This window comes from Staphylococcus caseorum, from assembly GCF_049943195.1.
GTDB lineage: Bacteria > Bacillota > Bacilli > Staphylococcales > Staphylococcaceae > Staphylococcus > Staphylococcus equorum_A.
Genome location: NZ_JBNFUA010000001.1, coordinates 2,405,371 through 2,424,812 on the forward strand (window position 1 = coordinate 2,405,371; position 19,442 = coordinate 2,424,812).

Below are 19,442 nucleotides of genomic sequence, written 5' to 3' on the forward strand. Positions count from 1 at the left end.
GTAAAGAACAATGGATGAAATTTCTCTTTATACATGGATAGGCTTCATATTATTTATGATAGTCATGGTTATTGTCGGATACATGAGTTCACGCAAGATGAAAAATATTGCTGATTTTGCCACTGGTGGCGGCAATATCGGGCCTAGGGTGCTGGGACTATCATTTGCAGCAACATACTTAAGTGCAGCCACCTTTTTAGGCTATCCCGGTTGGTCATATGAATGGGGTCTTAACAACTTATGGTTATTTCTAGCCATGTTTATTGGTGGGCCCACGGGTGTCTTAATGGTTGCTAAAAAGGTAAGGAAATTAAATACAACACAAAAATCTTTATCCCTCCCAGATTGGTTAGGAGATTTCTACGATAGTGACATTATGCGCGTAGGTACTGGCATTATTCTCCTTTTTAATATTTTTTATATAGCCAGTCAGTTTGTTGCAGGCGCAAGGATTTTTGAATATTTACTTGGTATGTCTTATTTTAGCGGACTCGTCTTTATAGCCGTTATTGTCGTACTATACGTGTACGTTGGTGGTGCACTTGCAGATATTTATACTGATGCGATACAAGTTGTCATTATGGCCATTGCAGGTCTTGGTGTATTTATCTCAGGTATCGTTATTTTTTGGAAAGGGAGTATTACAAGTACATTTACTGGTATCGCAAATAATTTATCTAACCAAAATGAAAACTTAGTTAAAGTATTTAATCCAGAATCTGTACATTTCAACTCTTTCGCCATGGTTTTAGGTGCAATCGTTATACAGTGGGCGTTTGCTTCTGCACCGCATTTATTCAATAAAATATTAGGTTTGAAAAACGAAAAAGATTTAGGGAAAATGATCAATACTTATATTATTGTCACGGGGCTTTGTCTACTCGTGTTATTCGGTGGTATATTCGCTCGTGTCACATTAGGTAATAGCGTTGAAACATCAGATTTAGCACTGCTTGACTATATTATTTGGGCATTTCCTGCAGTGATTGTAGCACTTTTCGGTGTGGTCATTTTAGCTGCAGCAATGTCGACAACAGATGGATTATTTGTATCTATTTCTACAGTATTTGCGAATGACATATTCTTGAAGTTCTTAGTTAAAAGAAAAATAATAAATATTAGTGATGAAAAAGCGAATAGAATTGCTTTTCAAATAAGTAAGATTAGTGTGCCAATCGTAGGTTTATTATCATTTTTACTTGTCTTACAACCTCCAAAGCATATGAGTGACATTATGTGGATTGGAATATCAGGCATCGCAGCGGGTACATTAGGCCCTATCCTACATGCCATATACGCCAAGAAGAAAGCACCAGCGAGAGCTGCAGAAATATCTATGTTTGTAGGGTTGGGTTCCTATTTAGTCATTTACTTCGGTGGTATTATTCCAAGTACAATGTCAGCAGGTGCAGTAGCAACATTTATCGGTATCGCAACAATTACAATTGCTGCATTTATCATCAAGCCAAAAGATAATCAAAAATATAATGTAGAAGAAGGTAATAATTAATGTTTGTTAATGAGATGTTATCGATATGGTTATATGGTTTTCTAGGAATGTTTGTTGTAGTATTTATTTCGTTAAAAGTCGGATATTCAAATAAAGATAAATAATTAATTTTAAAAGGAGAATTTATATGCCATTAATTAAATTAGACATGATCAAAGGTAGAGAAAAAGAGGAAATTAAAAGTATTTTAGATATCACATATAACGTGATGTTAGATGCATTTCAAGCACCAAAAGGTGATAAATATTTAATTGTGAATCAACATGAAGACTATGAAATGGAAATATTAGATACAGGTTTAGGCATTGAAAGAACGGATGACGTGATTGTATTTACTATCGTTTCAAGACCGAGAACAAAAGAACAAAAAACGACATTCTACAAAAATTTAGTGAATACGTTACATGAAAAAGTAGGCATTCGTAAAGAAGATATTATGATTAGTTTAGTAGAAAATACCGATGAAAACTGGAGTTTCTTTAACGGTGAAGCACAATTTTTAACAGGTGATTTATAATCTAACTCAAGGCCATATTATTTTGTTAGGTGACAACACTTATATAAAGCATAAAAAATACACTTCCACTTAATAGCGGAAGTGTTTTTCTGTTTTTATTAAAAATTAGAATTTATCTTTTAAGTCTTTAGCTTTATCTGTTGCTTGGTCTTTCAATTCGTCTTTTTTCTCGTCGTCATTTTTAATTTCGTTGGCTTTATCTTTAGCTTTGTCTGTTGCTTGATCTTTATACTCGTCAAACTTACTCATAAATAAACGCCTCCTTTAAAATGTTATATTACTGTGATTCCACATATCATAGAACTTAAACATATTTATTTTTATAGTTAAGGAATAGTGAGAAAACCCTGATACACCCAATTTAACAATAAAATTTGTCTAATTAAGTGTATCCGGGTTCGCATTAATAGGCCTAGTATCTTAAAAAGTTATAGCCCTAATTTTAACCACCGTTTTTTAGCAAAAATTAAAAGCATGAAGTTGACTACAAATAATATTAGGAAGAATATAAATATAGTTAAAATTTGGTTTGCAGGTAAAAACGCTTTATTACCATTTAATACTTGCTCAACTAAAGGATATATACTGTTACTAGCTTCAAATGGAGCAATTATTCCAAAAATAGTTTTATTTATTGCAACTAGTATAATTGACCCTATCCAATAAATAATACTTATACCTATACTTATAAGTACATTGGGCGATAGTACACTTATAGTTCCAATAATCAATATATACTGTAAGAGTACTAAAGAAAATAAAGTGAGTAATAGTAAAAAGTGCGAAAAATTTGAGAAAACAGCAGAAATTATTGTTAAACCAATTGTTAAAAATATAAGGCTTTCAATAAATAAAATAGCAGCTTTTTTATAAAAGAATTTAAATACGTTATCTCCAAGCAACTTATAAAACAATGTATTTTTATTACTATATTCTTTGTTTATGAAATAAGCAATTATGAAAGAGAATAATAAAAAACCAAATTCAGTAGCTACCGTGTATGTGCTGAAAAAATATTGTCCATATGTCAAATTGCTAACTTTATCTATACCAACTGGTAAAAAATAACCTAATAAAAATACAAAAATGAACAATATACCTAATGTCAAAATTATTTTATTTGAAATACTCTTTTTAAATTCTAATAACATTTTTACACCTCTTTATCTTTATAAGTTAATATAATCATTTATTAGATGATCTTTTGATGTATATTCTTCAATGCGTTTATCTTTAAATAAAAATTGCGCACCGTTTATACTACTTAAATCTGATAAATTATGTGTTATATTTATAATTACTTTTGAAGGGTTATCTGAGATGAATTTATTTAGAAAACTATAAATATCATTAACTGTCTTTTTATCTAGAGCATTTGTAATTTCATCTAGGATTATTATTGATTTATCCTCTAGTAAAAAACTTAATAATTTTAATTTTTGTTTTTGACCATCACTTAAATTTTTAATGAGAATCTTGCTAGGAATTGACTCTAGATTAAGGATCTTACTAATCTCTTTAAATTTACTATTATTATTAAACTTGGATTTTAGTAAATGAAATAGAAATTCCTTACTTATATCATTAGGGACATTTGATGAACTAGAAATAAGAGTTGTGTTTTGTGACACTACTTTTGGTATACAACCATTTCTATTTAATATGAAATCTTTTGCTAGCTGTGATTTACCAACACCATTTTTTCCAACAATATGATTTATTTTCCCCTCATAAAAATATAAATCTGAATTTGAAACTAATTCTTTATTCTTTAATTTTAAAAAATAGTTTTTAATCTCCATAGTATTTAGCTCCTATTAAAAAATATGATTTCCCCAATAAAATAGCCAGTGTATTAAAGTATTAACAGCAATTATTATCCCTATTCCTTGTATTAATAGAACCAACCAATGGTTTTTCGTAAAATTATGAAATTCATCTAAAGAGATGTGGGGTTTTATTTGAAAATATTATAACACGCAATCTAATTTTATTTTATAGTAACCATGAAATTTTTCGAGAATATATTTATTGAATTGCTTAAATACATAATTTTGTCAAAATTGATTTTCTATAGTAAAAAACGCTACTATATATAGAAAAATATAATTGAACTGTTTCCAAATTGTGGAAAGAAAACCAAATATTATCACCAATTAAAACCATTAAAAGAACCGCCAATAATGAGCCATCTCATCATTGGCGGTTCTTTTAATTTAACTATATTTCAAAAATTAAAATTTATCTTTTAAGTCTTTAGCTTTATCTGTTGCTTGATCTTTATACTCGTCAAACTTACTCATAAATAAACGCCTCCTTAAAATATTGTATTACTTTGATTCCACATCTCAAAGAACTTAAACATATTTATTTTTAACTTTTGTCATAATACAGAAAATGTTTTAAAACCTAGACAAACCCTCTACTATAAAGCATTAGGTTTGTCTTTTGGTTTTATTATATAACCATAAAATTTAACTGTAAAACGTTTTCAAATACTACATTTTTCAACTGTAAAAAGTATTAAAAATTAATCTTTATTAAGTTGAATTCTAATTAAAATATAAAAATAAACGTGAATAACACGAAAACAAAAATAATTTTTTAATAAAGAAATAGTATTTATTATGAATACAATGTAATATGTAATCATACCTAATATTAGAGGGGGAATTTGTGCAGTGAGAGAGAGACAGAGGTTTTCTATAAGGAAATTGGGAGTTGGCGTTGGATCCGTATTGATTGGTCTTACGATTTTTGCAACAAGTGGGAACGTTGCATCGGCTGACGAGAGACAAAATAATGGAGAAAATTTTGAATCCGTCGTATCAGATAAAAGTGTAGGCGATATTGGGAGCCCTATACAAAATGGTACAGAAATAGCAAGTAAAGATGAAAAAGGTACGGTTGAATCTGCTCAACAAGAAATTGAAGATGTGAAAGCTGAGGATACACCAGAAGTTTCACAAGAAAAGTCAGAATTATCAAACGAAAGTAAAGAAGAAGTAACACAAGAAGAGTCAGCAACATCAACAGAAGATGTGAAAAGTGCGGAAAAAGTTTCACAAGAAACACCGAAAGCATCACCTGAAGATGATAAAAACATAGATGAGTTAACACCAGAAGAGCCAGCAACATCAACAGAAGATGTGAAAAGTACGGAAGAAGTTTCACAAGAAAAATCAGAATTATCAAACGAAAGTAAAGAAGACGTATCAGAAGTAGCACAAGAAGAGCCAGCAACGTCAACAGAAGATGAAAAAGACACAGAAAAAGTGACACAAGAAGATTCAAAAACACCAGCTAAAGATGAAACAGATACAGAAGAAGTAACACAAGAAAAGCCAGAACTATCAACAGAAGATGGTAAAGATAAAGAAAAAGCTACACAAGAAGACTCAAAAGCATCGACTGAGGACGAAAAAGATTCAGAAGAAGTAGCAAAAGATGATAAAGATAAAGAAGAAGCTACACAAGAAGACTCAAAAGCATCGACTGAGGACGAAAAAGACAAAGAAGAAGTAACACAAGAAGATACAGAGGCATCGCCTGAGGACGAGAAAAAACCAGGAGAAGTAAAAGAAGAACTAACGACACCAACTGAAACTGATAAAAATGCAGAAGAATTGGTTCAAGAAGGCTCAGAAATATCACCTGAAGATGAAAAGGAAATAATCGAACCAGTTGAAGAAGGATCAGAATCAGAAGATGAGGATTTAGCAGAAGCTAATGCGACACTTCAACGAAGATCAGATGTAAATAACCAAGCTACAGGAGGCATACAAACCTATGCTGCACTTGCAGATGTTACACTTTTAGACAACATGGAGTTAACAGCTACTCATGATAATGGCATATTAAATCTACAATTAGAGGGAAGACCTTTAGTTGGTTTAGGTGTAGGAAATACGTATCCAACATTCCAATTGTCTCAACAATTCCGTGATTTAATGGCAGATCCTAATTTTATAAATGCTATAGAATTAGACTATGATTTACCAGGATTACTTGGTTTAGTGAGAAACACTGGTACTTTAGAGGGTAGCGAATTGACTATTGATCCTAATACAGGTGTAGTTTATGGGACTGTTGAAAATTTAGTGAATTTAGGTGTTGCTAGTAGAGTTACCTATAATTTGACTATTGATTTAAACCAATTGACAGAAAATGGTATGTTACCTGAATCTGATCAACCGGGTAGACAAGAATATAATTTTTCATCAGCTGCGGGTAGTGGTTTAATAAATCTTGATCTTCTCGCAAATAGCGGAAATGAAACATCTATTGTTATAGAAAACGAAGAGGATTCAGAGTCTATTAGTGAAAGTGAATCATTGAGTACGTCAGAGTCACTAAGCGAGAGCGAATCACTAAGCACGTCGGAATCACTAAGTGAAAGTGAATCATTGAGTACGTCAGAATCGCTAAGTGAAGTAGAAAGTGAGTCATTGAGTACATCAGAATCACTTAGCGAAGTAGAAAGTGAGTCATTGAGCACATCAGAATCACTAAGCGAAGTAGAAAGCGAGTCATTGAGTACATCGGAATCACTAAGTGAAGTAGAAAGTGAGTCATTGAGTACATCAGAATCACTCAGCGAAGTAGAAAGTGAGTCATTGAGCACATCAGAATCACTAAGCGAAGTAGAAAGCGAGTCATTGAGTACATCGGAATCATTAAGTGAAAGCGAATCGTTGAGTACATCAGAATCATTAAGTGAAAGCGAATCGTTGAGTACATCAGAGTCACTAAGTGAGAGCGAGTCGTTGAGTACGTCAGAATCACTCAGCGAAGTAGAAAGTGAGTCGTTAAGCACTTCTGAATCATTAAGCGAAAGTGAATCATTGAGTACATCAGAATCATTAAGTGAAAGCGAATCATTGAGTACGTCGGAATCACTAAGTGAAAGTGAATCCCTCAGCGATGTAGAAAGTGAATCGTTAAGCACATCGGAATCATTAAGCGAAAGCGAGTCACTAAGTGAAGTAGAAAGCGAATCAATGAGTACATCGGAATCATTAAGTGAAAGTGATTCATTAAGCGAAGTAGAAAGTGAATCAATGAGCACGTCGGAATCACTAAGTGAAAGTGAGTCATTGAGTACATCAGAGTCATTAAGCGAGAGCGAATCAATGATTTCATCTGATCCAAACAATTCATTAGATTCTACAAACACAGCAGAAGCAACAAACAATGCATCATCAGAAACAACAAACAATTCATCAGATTCTACAAACACATTAGAATCATCAAATGATTCAGATTCTGAGAATGAAGCGAACCAAAATGAAAAAGATAAAGACAAAGATTCAGAGTTACCAAATACAGGTGACGATACAACGAAAAACGGATTGTTAGCGGGTATTCTTGGACTAGGTGGTTTGGCACTACTGAGAAGACGTCGTAAAAAAGAAACTGAGAATAATTAATCACATTTGATTTAAATATCAATACAAAATACAGCTGAGGATATTTTCCTTGGCTTATTTTGTTATAATAAGTTAATAAATATTTCTATAGTTATAGGAAGTGTAATATATGAGTGAAAATATAAATGAAAAAGAAGAATTAGATCAAATAAATAAACAAATTGAAGAAGAATTAAATGAATATGATGCTGAAAAAGATCAACAAAAAGTAAAAAAAGAATTTCTGACACTTAAGTTTTTTGGCACGTTTATTATATTGACCTTTATGATTTTTAGCATTGTTAAATTGTTTGTTTGATAAGTAAAATTGTGATTTTAACTTTAGTTATTGAGGTGTAATACATGACGATATATAACATGAACTATGGTATTGGATGGGCGAGCAGTGGTGTAGAGTATGCGCAATTATACAGAGCTCAAGCTTTAAGAGGAAGATTAGAAACATTAAAGTTCGTGTTTTTAGAATTTATAAAAACTGAAAATATACAAACCCTAACAAAAAATTTAGGGTTTAATGATGATGAAGTGGTATGGTTATACCAATTTTTCACAGATATAAAAATAGCACCTTCAAGTGTTAAATTAGATGAGATTATTCAATCACTCAATGACGACATCACTAAAACAGAAGATGAAGGAAAAATCAAAAAATATTTCTTTAATAAAAACAGTAATTATATCGTGTGTCATTTGAAAGAAGAAGATAGCGATATTGTTGATAGAGTAGAATATGTATCAAGAGGGAAGTTACTACGCAAAGATTATTATTCCTATGTACGTGTCTTTTCAGAGTATTACGCCCCTGAAGATAATATGGCTAAATTATATATGAGAGTCTTTTACAATGAAGACGGTTCTACAGCATACAATGAATATGTAAATGGTGATAATAGTATGTTTGTCTTTAAAGATAGAATACTATATTCGAAGCAAAGTTTTATTGCATATTTCATGGAAAAACTTCAGTTGTCGCAGGAAGATATGATTTTATTAGATCGCTCAAAAGATGTTGGTCAAGTTATGATAGAAAATAAACATCAAGCTAAATTAGGTGTAGTGATTCATGCAGAACACTATAATGCGTCGACAACGAACGATGATTATATACTTTGGAATAATCATTATGAATATGTATTCACTAATGCGCAGGAAATTGATTTTTTTATCACAGCAACGGAAATCCAAAATAAACTGCTGACAGAGCAATTTGAAAAATATAATCATAACAAGCCTAATATATATACAATTCCTGTAGGAAATTTAAAAACTTTAACACAACCTTCTTTAAACAGAAAGCCTTATTCTATTATTACTGCTTCAAGATTAGCAGCTGAAAAACGTGTAGATTGGTTAGTTAAAGCAGTCGCAATTGCAAAACAACAAAGACCTGAAATAACATTTGATATATATGGAGAAGGTGCTCAAAAGCAGGCATTGCATAACCTTATTCGTGAAAATAACGCAGAAAGTTATATCACATTGCATGGCCATGTAAATTTAAACCAAGTATATAAGGATTATGAATTGTTTCTATCAGGATCAACGAGTGAAGGTTTTGGATTAACATTGATGGAAGCGATTGGCTCAGGATTAGGACTTATTGGATTTGATGTTAATTATGGAAATCCGACTTTTATTGAGGACAAAGAAAATGGCTATCTCATACCTATTAAATTAAATGTAGAATCAGAGTCTGAAATAGTAGAAAAAATTGCTGAAGCTATAATTCTATTTTTTGAAAATGATACAAATGATTTCCATGAGGCATCTTATAAAGTTGCTGAACAATTTACACAAGATGCTGTAAAAATCCAATGGAATAATTTAATTGAAGAGGTGCTTTATGATTAATTTATTTGAAGCTTTCGATAAACAAACAATAGTCCTTTATAATTCATTTAAATTTTCTGGTATGAATAGACAAACAATCGTTATTGAAGCAGATGGCTTTCTTCCTGCAGATGTTAAAACACCATATGAATTCTTTGCGGAAAATGAAAATTTGCCAGTTAAACCATTATTTTTTAACCAAGTTAAAACACCGAAATTTTGGTTGATTGAAGGCAATAATAACGATGCTGTAATTAAAGATACAGGAGATATTAAAGCGAGAATTATTTATAAAAAGAATTATAAACATAGAATCGTAGAACGTATTGAGTGGTTAAATAAACAAGGACATACGCAGTTTATTGATTATTATAATAAATATGGATACAGTTATGCACAAGTAGTATTGGATCCTAATACCCATAAAAGAATATTAAAACGCTACTATAACGCTAAAGGTGAAGTGTTTATGGTTGAGAACTTCATCACAAATGATGTTATTTTGAATTGGCAAGGCAAAGAATACTTCTTCCATTCTAAAATACAATTTGTTAATTTCTATATTCAAGTTGCAAGGTTAGAATCTGAACAATTTTTAATCAACTCATTTTCAGTACCTGCCGCAGTGATGAACGGTTTAAGTGAGTCTAGCAATGATTATTTTTATTGGCAAGGTGATATTACGAGCGATATTATTCGTCATATAGAAAATATATTATCTAAAGAACGTAGATCATTCAGTATTATTGTGCCGAGCGATGAAGCCTACGAACAACTTAAATCATCCATTAGTGATAAATGGAAAAATAGAATATATAAATCTGGATATGTATATAAATTCCTGAAGTCTAATAATCATTCTAACCAAGTGCTAACACTAACAAATTCTGATCAAATACCGCATTTAGAACAAATTGTACAAGCACATCCACATTTAGATTTTCATATTGCAGCTATGACTGAAATGTCTAAGGTGTTAATGAACTTGAATAAATATGCCAATGTTAAATTATATCCAAATGCCAAAAAGACCGAATTTAAAGCACTTTATAAAAAATGCGATATCTATTTAGATATTAATAAAGGTAATGAAATATTAGATGCAGTTAGGGCAGCCTTTGACTACAAATTATTAATTTTAGGTTATGATGCCACTGCGCACAATAAAGTAGTAACAGCACCAACTCATTTATTCGATGTAGCGTATCCTGATACGCTAATCAGTGCCCTAGAGGAAGTTACGCAACACAAAGACACATTCGATAATTACTTAGAATTACAATTACAACAAGCCAATGCTATCGATAAAACAACATTTATTGAATCAGTAAATTAATAAATCACACAATAATAAAAAATCCCAATGACTTTGTAATTAAGTCACTGGGATTTTTTGCTATAGTTCTTGTTTATTAAATATTTTAATTGATGAAATGTAGGAAAATACTAATAAAATAATACCTAAAAGTGCATAGGTACTAACTACGAGTAAATTACTTGTTACGTTAGCTATATCTTCAATTGATCCAGATGAAGCAATATTTGGCATGATAAATCCAAAGAATACTAGGAAAAATAAAGCTATTACTATAAAGGATGTTGTGATTAAAATAACATTTGAATTTTCTGGTCCAAATTTAAATGTTAAAGGGAACATTATTGCGTATGAACCAGCGCCACCTATGCCTATTAATATAGATACTAACGTGAGATTTAAATTTTGTGTTATGAGTGCTAATGGTATAATACCGATGATAAGTCCTATTAAAATTAGAACGCCGTAGAAGCTGAAATAACTGTTTACGTATGCACTTCTACCTTTAGGTAAAGTGGACACATAATACATCCATTTTGAATCTTTCTCATGTTTAATGTTATCCGTTACAGGTGAAATAAGAAAAATCATTGGTAAAAAACATGTCATGATAGGGTTCATAAATGTGAATAGTATACTAGCGACAATACCTACAATTAAATAAGTGAAGAGTGATTTTTTTGATGAGTAATAACTGCTAAGTGTTAAGCCCTTCATTATTTATCACCTCTCATAATTAATTTTGTTGCGTCATCAATATTTTGCAATGGTCTCGCATTTGTTACTTGGTTACGATTATTGATTAAAGTAGTTCTTATGTGATTACGAGCTCTTGAAGCTATGATAAGGTCAGTTGGAATATTGAAATCTTCTTCAGGTTGCTCAATAATGCCATAATTATCCAATAAGTTTTGTTTGTTTTCTTCAAAAATAATTTTGCCATCTCGCATAAATACAAGTTTAGTTGCAAGCTGCTCAATATCTTCTGAAATATGAGATGAAATCAAAATCCCATTGCCTTCTTCTATGTAATCCTCTAACATTTCAATAACTTCTTCACGACTTGAGACATCCATACCAGCAGTAGCTTCATCAAGAATGAGAAGTTTACTTTCGTGTGCTAACGATATTGTCAAAGCAGCTTTCATACGCATACCACGTGAAAAAGATTTAATTGCATTATTAGTAGGTAACTCAAATTTATCGATAATTGAAAAGAATTTTTCGCTATTCCATGATTGATAAATATTAGAAAACACTTTATCAATTTCTTTGATTGTTAGTTTGTTTGGTACACGTAAATCATCAAATACAACACCGATATTTTCTTTATAATTGGAATCATTTTCTGTTACAGTTTCATCGAAAAAAATGATTTTTCCACTGTCTTTAAAGCGATTTCCGACCAATGTATTAATCAATGTAGATTTACCTGAACCATTTTTTCCAATTAAACCTACAACTTCACTAGGTTTGATTGATAGTGAAATATCGGAAAGGTGAAAGTCAGATTTTGTGTAAGACTTATTTAAATTTTGAACTTTTAAAAGGTGTTCCATAGATACACTCTCTTTCTTCATACTATATTTATAAATAAAATTTACGTACTTTTAACATATAACCAAATGCATTATAGATAAAAAGAATAATAATAAGGAGCAATCCTAAAAGTTGGTTGATGCCAGTAATTAATGAGAATAAACCTAATATCATTCCACCAATAATCAATAAAGTAAGATTGATATGATAAATTTTGAACATAGAGACGAGCGTTATATGACGTTCTCCTTCATCCATGATGTCTAGAATTTTCTCCGTATACTGAGCTTCACCTTGTTTTGGATAACGACTATCAAATTTTCTTACAAAGAAACCAATCATCAGAGAAGGAACAATTGTGATTAAGTAAGGAATGATAGGATAAAAAATGTCTCCCTCAGGAGCATTTACCATCACTATAATAAACATACAAATTAAACTAATTAAAATTTGAACATAATAAATAAAGCTCGTTCTCATAAACATCATATTTGCTTTCTCTTCAAATTCATCAGCTTGTTGACCCTCTATATCATGGTTCATTTTTGATTTGAATGTGAGTGCATTTTGTTGAACTTTATATAACACTAGAGTAAGGATTATATTAATGAGGGATGCAATGAGACAAACAATGATTGTAATTTCGTGGCTTGCGAAACTTATGCTTGAAAAATGGCTGTTATTTTCAAATAAGCCAAAGGATAGGCCAATAATACCACCAATGATTCCTCCTACTAAAACAAGCAATAAAAAGCGTCCTACTTTCATAAATCTTCCTCCTCAATTATGAAGATGTTTTCAACGGGTTCATTAAATATGCGAGCAATTTTAACAGCTGTCAGAATTGATGGCATAAAATCATTACGTTCTATTAAGGAAACAGTTTGTCTAGAAATTCCTGCGTTTTTAGCAAGTTGTGTTTGATTATAGCCATCACGTGCACGTAATTCTTTAAGTCGATTGCGCATTATTGATCAACTCCTTAAGGTTAATATATATTACTTTTGTCATTTTGACAACTATATTTGTCAAAATGACATGTATCGTGTATGTTATATGTGAGAATTTTATAATATGAAGAGGAGATTATCATTATGAAAAAAATTGATATTATAGGTAATGATTCATTAATAAAAGCATTTTCTAAATATCAAATTGCCTTATGTATTGTTTTTGGTGGGTTGTTTTTTGTTATGGTGAAGATGTCTGATACTATCGATATTTTCGATTCAATGTTAGCTAATATATTTATTGGAATAGGGTTATTTATAGGGACGTTTATTGTACATGAATTAATTCACGCTTTGTTTTTCAAACTGTTCTCGCCATTGAATAAGGTGAATTTTGGAATAGCTAACGGAATGATTTATTGTGCAATACCAGGGGGAAGCTTTACGCCATTAACTTTTGCTATAAGTGCAATAGCACCATTTGTTATTATTACTTCAACTTTCATCATAACTTTTTATATGGGGATTTTACCCAAAGTGTTCTTTTTATCATTTGCTACCATGCATACAATGTCATGTGTTGGAGACTTTTATTGGGTGATTAAAATGATACAAACACCAAAGAATTCTCATATTAAAACTACAGATAGTGGCATTGTTATAAGTTGAAAATTTAAAGCTACGAAAAATTATTTCGATATTCAGACGCACTAATTTCAAAGTGTTTTGTAAAATTTTTAGAAAATAACAAAGGATCTTTATATCCAACTTTACTTGAAACTTCACATATCATATTATTCGTATGTATAAGTAATTGAGATGCATGATACATACGGATATATGTTAAGTATGCTTTGGGAGAACAATTTAAATTCTTCTTAAACAGCTTGAATAAATGACTGCGAGTGACATTAACATATTTCGCAACATCAACGACACTAATATTCTTGTGATAGTTTGAATTGATAAATTCGACTGCTCTTTGGATATCTTCGTTAACAATATTGACGTTAACTGAGAAATTTTTAGGAAACTGTTCTTGAAGCATATAAACTAATTGGTATATATGTTGCATGATTAAAATGTCATGTGAGTTGCTAGACGCAATTTTTTTTGAAAGATCACATATATTATGAATCGTTTTTTTAATTTCAGAAGTGTCTTTACCTATAATGACATGGTCATCTACGATATAACTACGTGCTAAATAATCTAGAATTTGTTTGCCACTAATACCTACCCAATAATAAGTCCAAGGTTTTGAAAATGAAGGCTTATATTCAACTTCCATGCCTTTTTCTAGTAAAAACATATCCCCTTTTTTTAAGTTGAAACTCTGCCCATTATATTTAAAAATACCTTCACCATGAGTCACGATATGTATTACAGATGTTTGGAAAACTGTATAATTATAACCTACATTTGGTACACCAACTTCAATACCACATTCTACTAAATTAGCATCAATTAACTTTTTACTAAATTTCTTCCATAAAACTTGCATAACACACCTCTCAATTCATCATATTGAACTTCTTTAGATTTATATAATCACATTATAATAACAAAATGCAACATTTTGCCATACAACATCATCATTATGCTATTCATAACATGCACTTTAAATTGATAAAATGATATTAACATATATGTAAGCGCTTTAAAAAGTGAGATTTTAGAGGTGGATAAAATGGATAGATATTTAACTGGAAAGCAAAAATTAGCATTTGGCTTTGGTGCAATAGGGAAGGATGCCATATTTAATATTGTTGGGCTCTTCTTAATGTTTTATATCACAGATATTGTAGGTTTATCTCCTGCATTTGTCGGAGTTATGCTTTTTGTTGCACGTATTTGGGATGCAATTAATGACCCGATTATGGGTATGATCGTTGATAATACGCGGAATAACTTTGGTAAGTTCAAGACGTGGCTCGTTATCGGTACGCTTGCTAATGCTATTGTTACAGTCTTGCTGTTTACGAATTTAGATTTATCACAAACGTCTATGTATATTTATATATCGATTATGTATATTTCCTGGGGAATGACATATACGATGATGGATATTCCGTACTGGTCTTGGTTACCGAACTTGACGCATAACCCTAGAGAACGTGAAGAGATTTCAGTCATTCCTAGATTTTTCGCAAGTTTAGCCGCATTTATTGTAGGTACTTTTGGTTTGTTCTTTATACATAAATTAGGAGACGTCTTTGGTAGTGGTAGTGATTCGGTAGGCATTTTTGTTTTTGCCGTAATCTGTAGTGTTGTTTTTATCTTTACGATAGGTGTAACAGTCTTCAAAGTACCTGAAGATCATGAAATGGAAAAACAAATAGGTATTAAAGTTAATTTTAAAGATATTGGTCGTATTTTATTTAAAAACAAAGAATTACTTGCCATCATGGGTGTTTTATTAACTTTTAATTTATGCTTACAAACCCTCAATGGTTCTATCATTTATTACTTTAAATATGTAGTGAATGCGGAACATTTATTTTCAATTTTTAATGCAATGATTCTGTGTGAAATGCTTGGTTTATTACTTTTGCCACGTTTTATTAAATGGGTGGGTAGAACTAGAGCGTTTAATACAGCTATTACGCTTATCATAACTGGTTTAGTTATTATTTTAATATCAGGTTTCGTGGCGCCACAAAGTACGATCTTAGTCATTATAGGTGCAGGTATGTTACGAGTTGGTTCAGGATTTATGATTGGTATAACAACAGTGTCTCTTGCAGATGTGATTGATTACGGTGAAGTGAAGTTTGGGCAACGTAATGAGAGTGTGATCACTTCCACAAACACGTTTTTAACTAAAGCATCACAAGCAGTTGCTGCTTTAATTGTCGGTGTCGGCTTATCTGTATTAGGTTATACACCGAATGAGGCACAATCAGCGGTCACGGTTAATGGGCTGCGTATCATGATTATTGTTGCACCGTTGATTTTCGTTAGTTTAACAGCATTTTTATATCATAAAGCATTCCATTTAAAAGGTGACTTTTTAAATGATATTGAGAAAACACTCCGATATAAACGTCAGAGGGAACATAGAGAGAATATTAAATAGAGGGGATGTCATTTTATGTTAGAAGAACAATTTCATGAAAATATGGAGATTCAGCATGTGAACTTGATGCCAAGACGTGCATTTTATATACCTTATCAACGAGGGGAGTCTGACTACCGTTTAGAAACACGTTATAATACAAAAAATGTGACATTATTAAATGGTGATTGGCACTTTGAATATTTCAATTCTCTAGAAGCATGTTTAAACCAACCTCAACAGATTAAAAAGGATATATTGCCAGTACCGTCTGTATGGAATTTATATGGCTACGATCAAATACAGTACCTTAACACACAATATCCAATTCCATTTGATCCGCCGTATGTACCGAAGTACAATCCATGCGGACGTTATACACGTTCTTTTGAGTTAAGTTCATATGATACGCAAAGTGATTATCATTTGAATTTTGAAGGTGTAGATAGCGCATTTTATGTATGGGTAAATAATCAATTTGTAGGTTATAGTCAGATATCTCATGCTATTTCAGAATTTGATATTTCAAAATTTGTGCGTGATGGAGAGAATACGATACAAGTGCTTGTATTAAAATACTCAGATGGCACATATTTTGAAGACCAAGATATGTTCAGACATTCAGGTATTTTTAGAGATGTTTATATTTTAAAACGAGCGCAATCACGTGTAGATGATTTTAAAATCGAAACACATTTAAATGATGATTTGAATAAGGCCACTATAGATGTGAACTTAGTACGTAAACAAGCGTTAGACCAAGCTGAACTACACTTATATGATTCAGATGGCAAATTGGTAAGCAGTACTCAAGCTTCTGAACAGTATAGCTTTACAGTTAACAAACCACAATTATGGTCAGCAGAAAGTCCTGTACTTTATACGTTAGTCATTACTACTGCTCAAGAAGTTATTACACAAAAAATTGGTATTCGAGAAGTTAAAATCAGAGATAATCAATTTTTTATTAATGGACAATCTATTAAATTACGTGGTACCAATCATCATGATAGTGATCCTAAAACAGGCTATACGATAAATGAAGATCAATTTATGAGAGATTTAGAGCTTATGAAGCAAGGTAATTTTAACGCAATTCGTACGGCACATTATCCGAAATCACCTTTATTTTATGAATTAACAGACCAATATGGTTTTTATGTGATGAGTGAAGCGGATTTAGAAACGCATGGTGTAGTTCGTTTATATGGTGAAGAGAACACTGAGCACTTTAATATCATTACGGATGACCCTATATATCAAACTGCAATTATCGAGCGTATTGAAGCGTCTATAATCCCTTTGAAAAACTATAGTTCAATTGTTTCATGGTCAATGGGTAATGAATCAGGATTTGGCGTTAATGTGGTTAAAGGCTTGGCACGTGCGAAAGAATTAGATGCTACACGACCACTTCATTATGAAGGCACATTACATCGTGATAAATCAAAAGACTATGATTTATCTAACGTTGAAATGATTAGTAGAATGTATCCATCTCCTGAAGAAATTGAAATGACATATTTGAAGAATCCGAATCTAGATAAACCCTTTATTGTGTGTGAATATGCGCATGCCATGGGGAACTCACCAGGCGATCTTCATGCTTATCAAAAGCTTGTTGAGGCATACGATAGCTTTATTGGAGGGTTCGTATGGGAATGGTGTGACCACGGTATCCAGACAGGTTTGAAAGATGGTAAGCCAATATTTAGGTATGGTGGGGATTTCGGCGAACGTCTACATGATGGTAATTTCTGTGTGGATGGTATTGTTTCTCCTGACCGTGTGCCTCACGAAGGATACTATGAATTTAAACATGAACATAGACCGTTAAAAGTAATAAAGCGGGATGACTATAAACTATCATTACGTAATCAACTTGATTTCACGCATATAGAAGATTATTTAAGTGTTGAAGCAACTGCTACTTTTTTAGATGGAACGCGTCAGACGTTTGAAGTTCCTTTTGCTCAATTTGCACCCCATACAACACAAAAGATTGATTTAAGTGACTATATTAATATAAATGAACTCAGTGATGTGATGTTACACTATAAATTGAAATATGCAGATAAGTTACGTTCGGCTCATTTTGAATTAGGATATGATCAAATCGTATATCAGCGACAATCGATGACGCATCAGAATATGAAACCATTATCAATAGCATGCAGAGACAAGGCTCGTACAATTCACGTTGCTATTGATGATTGGGTATACATTTTTGATAAAACAGACGCGAGTTTAAAAACAGTTGTGCATGAGGGCATAATTATTATGAATCAGAAAACACAAAATAACCTATGGCGTGCACCAACAGATAATGATATTAATGTTAAGCAAGATTGGGCATACGCTGGATATAAAGATATTACTACGCGTGTGCATGGTTATCGAATCGATGAAAATAAGAGTGACGTCAGTCTTATTTTTGATATTGCACTGGTTAATGAAGCGGTTCCTCCTGTACTTTCGGGTACAATTATGTGGACAATTCAAAACGATGGTACGCTTAACGTAAACTATGATTTAGAGAAAGATACATTAGCGCCATTTCTTCCACGGTTCGGTTTAGCCATGACCTTACCAAGTGGTTATGAGCAAGTCGACTATTATGGAAATGGACCTTATAGTAGTTACCAAGATAAAGGTGTCGCAACATATTTAGATTATTTCAAAACAACAGTGACAGATAATGTAAGTAACCATATCAATCCTCAAGAATCAGGAAGCCATAATCAGAGTACATTTGTCAAAGTTTCAAATGGTCGAAATGCTATTGTTGTATCTAGTGGGGACACATTCAGTTTTAATACAACACATTATTCATTAAATCAGTTAACGCATAAGACACATAAAGACCAATTAGAGCTCGAAGATTATACGTATTTTTATATTGATTATGCTCAAAGTGGCATTGGTTCTAATAGCTGCGGTCCAGAATTAAATGAAGCTTATCGACTCAATGATACACAAATCAAATTTAATTTTAAATTGAATTTTGAGTAGCTAGTGTTTAAGGTATTTCACTCATATTAATCAGCAATTCAGAAATTTATTTTATATTTGAAAAGGCCGTTATCACGAAATGTGGTAACGGCCTTTTTTGAATTAAATCTTCATGATAAATAGTGATTTAACTATTTTCTTGGAAATAATAAGGCGACATAAAAATAAACCTTGGTGTTATATTTCCAATACATGCTAATATTAATATTAACAAGAACGCTAAAAATTTCAGGATTATAAAATATAAAAATAATTGAACTATAGAACGCTACACTCATAATA

At 31.6% G+C, this 19,442-nt stretch carries 17 protein-coding genes; 9 read left to right on the top strand and 8 right to left on the bottom strand.

All coding sequences use genetic code 11. The features are described 5' to 3' along the window. The first annotated feature begins 10 nt into the window (after positions 1-10). Together ACP3TL_RS12150 and ACP3TL_RS12155 are read left to right on the top strand one after the other, a co-directional pair. The gene (locus ACP3TL_RS12150; RefSeq protein WP_069832401.1) at positions 11-1,510 is read left to right on the top strand and encodes a sodium:solute symporter family protein; all 1,500 of its coding nucleotides are present in this window, start codon (positions 11-13) and stop codon (positions 1,508-1,510) included. A 127-nt stretch (positions 1,511-1,637) separates the two neighbouring features. Further along, positions 1,638-2,027 (top strand): tautomerase family protein, encoded by a 390-nt coding sequence (locus ACP3TL_RS12155; RefSeq protein WP_002506312.1) that lies wholly within the window; start codon positions 1,638-1,640, stop codon positions 2,025-2,027. Positions 2,028-2,132: 105 nt separating this feature from the next. On the opposite strand, the gene ACP3TL_RS12160 is transcribed toward ACP3TL_RS12155, so the two are convergent. From ACP3TL_RS12160 to ACP3TL_RS12170, 3 genes are all read right to left on the bottom strand, one after another. After that, positions 2,133-2,276: a hypothetical protein gene (locus ACP3TL_RS12160; RefSeq protein ID WP_277575703.1), complete on the bottom strand. Its 144-nt coding sequence runs from the start codon at positions 2,274-2,276 to the stop codon at positions 2,133-2,135. Between the two features lie 179 nt (positions 2,277-2,455). After that, positions 2,456-3,178, bottom strand: a complete 723-nt coding sequence (locus ACP3TL_RS12165) for a peptide ABC transporter permease (RefSeq protein ID WP_069832793.1) — start codon at positions 3,176-3,178, stop codon at positions 2,456-2,458. Positions 3,179-3,196: 18 nt separating this feature from the next. Continuing rightward, complete coding sequence (locus ACP3TL_RS12170; RefSeq protein WP_069832794.1) at positions 3,197-3,829, bottom strand: ATP-binding cassette domain-containing protein; 633 nt, start codon at positions 3,827-3,829, stop codon at positions 3,197-3,199. An 879-nt stretch (positions 3,830-4,708) separates the two neighbouring features. Here ACP3TL_RS12170 and ACP3TL_RS12175 point away from each other — a divergent pair. The 4 genes from ACP3TL_RS12175 (at position 4,709) to gtfB (ending at position 10,622) form a co-directional block, all read left to right on the top strand. Then, positions 4,709-7,456: a YSIRK-type signal peptide-containing protein gene (locus ACP3TL_RS12175; protein WP_277575702.1), complete on the top strand. Its 2,748-nt coding sequence runs from the start codon at positions 4,709-4,711 to the stop codon at positions 7,454-7,456. A gap of 109 nt (positions 7,457-7,565) precedes the next feature. Continuing rightward, positions 7,566-7,754, top strand: a complete 189-nt coding sequence (locus ACP3TL_RS12180; RefSeq protein WP_069832789.1) for a hypothetical protein — start codon at positions 7,566-7,568, stop codon at positions 7,752-7,754. Positions 7,755-7,798: 44 nt separating this feature from the next. Continuing rightward, entirely contained in the window at positions 7,799-9,307 is a 1,509-nt protein-coding gene (gene gtfA, locus ACP3TL_RS12185; protein ID WP_277575701.1) for an accessory Sec system glycosyltransferase GtfA, read from the top strand. Further along, positions 9,300-10,622 carry an accessory Sec system glycosylation chaperone GtfB gene (gene gtfB, locus ACP3TL_RS12190; RefSeq protein ID WP_069832787.1) on the top strand — a complete coding sequence of 441 codons (1,323 nt, stop codon included), beginning with the start codon at positions 9,300-9,302 and terminating at the stop codon, positions 10,620-10,622. Before gtfA ends, gtfB begins: the two co-directional genes overlap by 8 nt. A gap of 60 nt (positions 10,623-10,682) precedes the next feature. Here gtfB and ACP3TL_RS12195 read toward each other — a convergent pair whose 3' ends face one another. Genes ACP3TL_RS12195 through ACP3TL_RS12210 form a run of 4 tightly spaced genes read right to left on the bottom strand, consistent with a single transcriptional unit; the run spans position 10,683 to position 13,108 of the window. Next, a complete protein-coding gene (locus tag ACP3TL_RS12195; protein ID WP_069832786.1) occupies positions 10,683-11,318 on the bottom strand; it encodes an ABC-2 transporter permease in 636 nt (211 codons plus the stop codon). Continuing rightward, on the bottom strand, positions 11,318-12,160 hold the full coding sequence (locus ACP3TL_RS12200) for an ABC transporter ATP-binding protein (protein WP_069832785.1): 843 nt from the start codon (positions 12,158-12,160) through the stop codon (positions 11,318-11,320). The genes ACP3TL_RS12195 and ACP3TL_RS12200 overlap by 1 nt, the downstream gene beginning before the upstream one ends. A 28-nt stretch (positions 12,161-12,188) precedes the next feature. Continuing rightward, entirely contained in the window at positions 12,189-12,908 is a 720-nt protein-coding gene (locus ACP3TL_RS12205) for a DUF3169 family protein (RefSeq protein WP_069832784.1), read from the bottom strand. Further along, entirely contained in the window at positions 12,905-13,108 is a 204-nt protein-coding gene (locus tag ACP3TL_RS12210) for a helix-turn-helix transcriptional regulator (RefSeq protein ID WP_002506324.1), read from the bottom strand. Before ACP3TL_RS12210 ends, ACP3TL_RS12205 begins: the two co-directional genes overlap by 4 nt. Positions 13,109-13,234: 126 nt before the next feature. Between ACP3TL_RS12210 and ACP3TL_RS12215 the strand changes: the two genes are divergently transcribed. Continuing rightward, on the top strand, positions 13,235-13,759 hold the full coding sequence (locus ACP3TL_RS12215) for a DUF3267 domain-containing protein (RefSeq protein ID WP_069832783.1): 525 nt from the start codon (positions 13,235-13,237) through the stop codon (positions 13,757-13,759). 10 nt (positions 13,760-13,769) lie between these two features. Here ACP3TL_RS12215 and ACP3TL_RS12220 read toward each other — a convergent pair whose 3' ends face one another. Then, entirely contained in the window at positions 13,770-14,594 is an 825-nt protein-coding gene (locus ACP3TL_RS12220) for an AraC family transcriptional regulator (protein WP_069832782.1), read from the bottom strand. 186 nt (positions 14,595-14,780) lie between these two features. Between ACP3TL_RS12220 and melB the strand changes: the two genes are divergently transcribed. Together melB and ACP3TL_RS12230 are read left to right on the top strand one after the other, a co-directional pair. Next, complete coding sequence (melB, locus tag ACP3TL_RS12225; protein WP_069816839.1) at positions 14,781-16,169, top strand: melibiose:sodium transporter MelB; 1,389 nt, start codon at positions 14,781-14,783, stop codon at positions 16,167-16,169. Between the two features lie 15 nt (positions 16,170-16,184). Next, positions 16,185-19,160: a glycoside hydrolase family 2 TIM barrel-domain containing protein gene (locus tag ACP3TL_RS12230; RefSeq protein WP_277575700.1), complete on the top strand. Its 2,976-nt coding sequence runs from the start codon at positions 16,185-16,187 to the stop codon at positions 19,158-19,160. The last annotated feature ends 282 nt before the right edge of the window (positions 19,161-19,442 follow it).

Excerpts from the sequence above, each read along its gene's own strand:
- ACP3TL_RS12150 (WP_069832401.1), top strand. The coding sequence starts at position 11 with ATGGATGAAATTTCTCTTTATACATGGATAGGCTTCATATTATTTATG.
- ACP3TL_RS12155 (WP_002506312.1), top strand. The coding sequence starts at position 1,638 with ATGCCATTAATTAAATTAGACATGATCAAAGGTAGAGAAAAAGAGGAA.
- ACP3TL_RS12160 (WP_277575703.1), bottom strand. The coding sequence starts at position 2,276 with ATGAGTAAGTTTGACGAGTATAAAGATCAAGCAACAGACAAAGCTAAA.
- ACP3TL_RS12165 (WP_069832793.1), bottom strand. The coding sequence starts at position 3,178 with ATGTTATTAGAATTTAAAAAGAGTATTTCAAATAAAATAATTTTGACA.
- ACP3TL_RS12170 (WP_069832794.1), bottom strand. The coding sequence starts at position 3,829 with ATGGAGATTAAAAACTATTTTTTAAAATTAAAGAATAAAGAATTAGTT.
- ACP3TL_RS12180 (WP_069832789.1), top strand. The coding sequence starts at position 7,566 with ATGAGTGAAAATATAAATGAAAAAGAAGAATTAGATCAAATAAATAAA.
- gtfA (WP_277575701.1), top strand. The coding sequence starts at position 7,799 with ATGACGATATATAACATGAACTATGGTATTGGATGGGCGAGCAGTGGT.
- gtfB (WP_069832787.1), top strand. The coding sequence starts at position 9,300 with ATGATTAATTTATTTGAAGCTTTCGATAAACAAACAATAGTCCTTTAT.
- ACP3TL_RS12195 (WP_069832786.1), bottom strand. The coding sequence starts at position 11,318 with ATGAAGGGCTTAACACTTAGCAGTTATTACTCATCAAAAAAATCACTC.
- ACP3TL_RS12200 (WP_069832785.1), bottom strand. The coding sequence starts at position 12,160 with ATGGAACACCTTTTAAAAGTTCAAAATTTAAATAAGTCTTACACAAAA.
- ACP3TL_RS12205 (WP_069832784.1), bottom strand. The coding sequence starts at position 12,908 with ATGAAAGTAGGACGCTTTTTATTGCTTGTTTTAGTAGGAGGAATCATT.
- ACP3TL_RS12210 (WP_002506324.1), bottom strand. The coding sequence starts at position 13,108 with ATGCGCAATCGACTTAAAGAATTACGTGCACGTGATGGCTATAATCAA.
- ACP3TL_RS12215 (WP_069832783.1), top strand. The coding sequence starts at position 13,235 with ATGAAAAAAATTGATATTATAGGTAATGATTCATTAATAAAAGCATTT.
- ACP3TL_RS12220 (WP_069832782.1), bottom strand. The coding sequence starts at position 14,594 with ATGCAAGTTTTATGGAAGAAATTTAGTAAAAAGTTAATTGATGCTAAT.
- melB (WP_069816839.1), top strand. The coding sequence starts at position 14,781 with ATGGATAGATATTTAACTGGAAAGCAAAAATTAGCATTTGGCTTTGGT.
- ACP3TL_RS12230 (WP_277575700.1), top strand. The coding sequence starts at position 16,185 with ATGTTAGAAGAACAATTTCATGAAAATATGGAGATTCAGCATGTGAAC.